Annotated in this window: 2 protein-coding genes and 1 pseudogene; all 3 read right to left on the bottom strand. The window is 68.1% G+C overall.

Annotated elements, in window-relative coordinates; genetic code table 11:
• A pseudogene (locus AMK22_RS37145) lies at window positions 1–503 on the bottom strand (hypothetical protein); the annotation flags it as partial.
• Window positions 493–1,065 (bottom strand): DUF6114 domain-containing protein, encoded by a 573-nt coding sequence (locus tag AMK22_RS37140; protein ID WP_073792147.1) that lies wholly within the window; start codon window positions 1,063–1,065, stop codon window positions 493–495. The gene AMK22_RS37140 and the pseudogene AMK22_RS37145, both read right to left, overlap by 11 nt.
• 96 nt (window positions 1,066–1,161) lie before the next feature.
• Complete coding sequence (locus AMK22_RS37135; RefSeq protein WP_073792145.1) at window positions 1,162–1,803, bottom strand: DUF6230 family protein; 642 nt, start codon at window positions 1,801–1,803, stop codon at window positions 1,162–1,164.
• Between the last annotated feature and the right edge of the window lie 664 nt (window positions 1,804–2,467).

Genomic DNA, 2,467 nt, shown 5'->3' with positions numbered 1-2,467 from the left:
CTCGTCGACGAGTTCCAGCACCTTGCCGGCCAGACGCCGATGCCCGGCACACAGGTCGGGGTCGCCGGTCGCCTCGGCGATCCGGGCCACGACACGCAGCAGGCTTCGGTCCTGTCCCCGGGCTTCGCCGCGTCGTCCGCCGACGGAGTCACCGAGGGCTTCGGCGCCTCGTCCTCGTCCTTGCCCCCGGAGTCGGTGGCGGACGGCGACGGGGACTTCGTCTCCGACCCGGACGGGGACGGCGACTCGCTCGGTTCGTCGGAGCGGGTCACGCAGGGGCCGGGCGCGAAGGGGATGTCCGAGTTGTCGTCGGCCAGTGCGAGCCGGGGTGTCAGCCCCATGCCCACGAAGACGGCCGTCGGCATCGCGGCGAGCGCGAACGCCTTGCCCGCGGGGATGTGCAGCTTCGTCAGCAACGACTTCCTGGGGGCCGCGTGGCGCGGTCCGGTTCTCGTCCGGTGGTCCTCTTCGGTCGAGTTCAGCTGTGTCTCGTCACCCCGCACGATGCCTCCCGCCGTCGGCCTCGACCGTCGCGTCGTCGTCCTGTTCCGGCTTCCGCTGGGGCACCACCGCCACCTTGCGCAGGTCCGGGCCGGACTCCGGTGTCCCCGTACCAACCTCGTCGAACTCCCCACTCCGTATGCCGGTGTCCGGGGCTTCGGGCTCCGGCTCCCCGGGGGCCCAGGAGACGGAGAGCGCGCCGCCGAGCAGGGCGAACAGGAAGCCGATCAGGAAGCCGCCGATGTTGGCCACGGGTATGGAGACCAGCGCCAGCAGGATCGTGGCGATTCCGGCGAACACTCTCACGATGTGGTGGAACCACATGGTGAGGCCCAGCGTGACCAGCAGGACGCCGATGATCAGCGAACCCGCGCCGGCCGTCGTGGACATCGCCAGGGTGACGTTGCCGAGGTGCATGTTGGCGTACGGGAAGTACGCGATGGGCAGTCCGCCCATCATGGTGAACAGGCCCGCCCAGAACGGCCGGTTACCCCGCCAGGCGCGGAATTCGCGCCGGAAGACACGGAGAAAGTGCTCGTTCTGCCCTGTGGACTCGGGGCTCATGGAAAACAGCTCCCTGGAACCGGTACTGCTGTGAGAAGAGAAGGAGTGGGTGGCCGGAGATCCCTCGCGGGCGCCCCGGCCACCCGGGCATATGCCCTAGTAGCAAGGCTTGTTGCCCGACTTCAACCGCAGGCTCAGGTCGGTGAGCTTGAAGGTTCCGGCGGTGGTCGCCCACGCCGTCTGCCTCACGTTGCTCAGCTTGGCCTCCTCGGCACGCTGCGCGAAGCCGTTGGGGTTGACCTTCTTCTCGGTACCGGGCTGGATGCCCGGCTTGCCGACGTCGCCCGCCGCCACACCGATGTCGATGTTCTTGAACTCGGCGTCCGCGTCGAGCTGGGCGACGTCCAGGTACAGGTTGGTCGCCTCGACCGGCTTGTTCGGGTTCGTACCCGCCGTCAGCCGCAGCGTGACGGTGCCGAGACCGAACGGAAGGTTCGGAGTGACCACCGACTGGCACATGTTGGTGATCGTGGCGTCACTGAAGCCGGAGACGGCGACGGCGTGCGCCGCGTCCTTGCCGTCAAGGGTCTTGCCTGTGGCCACGGAGCCGTACTGCACGAAGTCGTGACCGACGAGGGTGCCCGCCTTCACCTTGAACTCCTGGCCGGACACGCTGAACGACGCCGCCAGGGCGCCCTGCGCGAGGCCGACCCCCACTGCGGCGGTCGCGGCGACGCTCGGCACCATGACCAGAGCGAAGCGCTTCCATCTCGTGCCGCCACGAACCTGGGAACTCATTCTCTTTCCTCCTTCTCGGACGTACATCTCCGGTACGGGCCGGGCCCGTCCTGGGATGGGAGAAGTGCTACGTCCTCGGTAAGGAGAGCGCCCGCGTACGGAGGCGGGAACCGCGCCCGAATCACCGGCGATCACCCCCGAGCGACAACCACTGGCCGCGCAGTCGCGCGGCCCGATCGGACAGGCCCCGCCGATGGCAGGAACCCCCCTGTCCGGAGCCGGTGTCACTGCCACCGACCCACTCGGTGGGGACCCAACGGAGCCACCGCACCGACTGGCGGCCGGGCTTGGCGTCATTGGACCGAGCGTGGCCGATCGTGGTGCATTCCCGCCCGCCGCACAAGGGGTTCGTTACTCACTGGTAATGGCGTGATGAACAGGGTGCGACAGCGTGGTACCACCCGGCCACACAGGGTGGCATCGAACGGAAGGGCGAAACGGGGATTCAATGCCTTATCGGACAGAAACCCAGGGGTGATTTACTGCCAGTAACAGGCGGCCCGTTTATCAAGATTTGGTAAAGGGGGGCCGTCTCTTATCGCCTGTTCGCGAAAACGGCGGGCGCAGCAGGATGTTCTCACCTGCTGCGGCAACGCTGTGAGCGGGATCGACGACGACGGCGCGTACTCCGGGCAGGCCGGACAGCGCCTGCACCGCGGCGTTC

It is taken from the genome of Streptomyces sp. CB01580, assembly GCF_001905795.1.
GTDB lineage: Bacteria > Actinomycetota > Actinomycetes > Streptomycetales > Streptomycetaceae > Streptomyces.
Note: the sequence above shows the minus strand (reverse complement) of the source record. Positions and strands in the feature narration are given on the sequence as shown.

What these genes read in the sequence shown, in the direction of transcription:
- AMK22_RS37140 (WP_073792147.1), bottom strand. Translation starts at nt 1,065, where the DNA reads ATGAGCCCCGAGTCCACAGGGCAGAACGAGCACTTTCTCCGTGTCTTC.
- AMK22_RS37135 (WP_073792145.1), bottom strand. Translation starts at nt 1,803, where the DNA reads ATGAGTTCCCAGGTTCGTGGCGGCACGAGATGGAAGCGCTTCGCTCTG.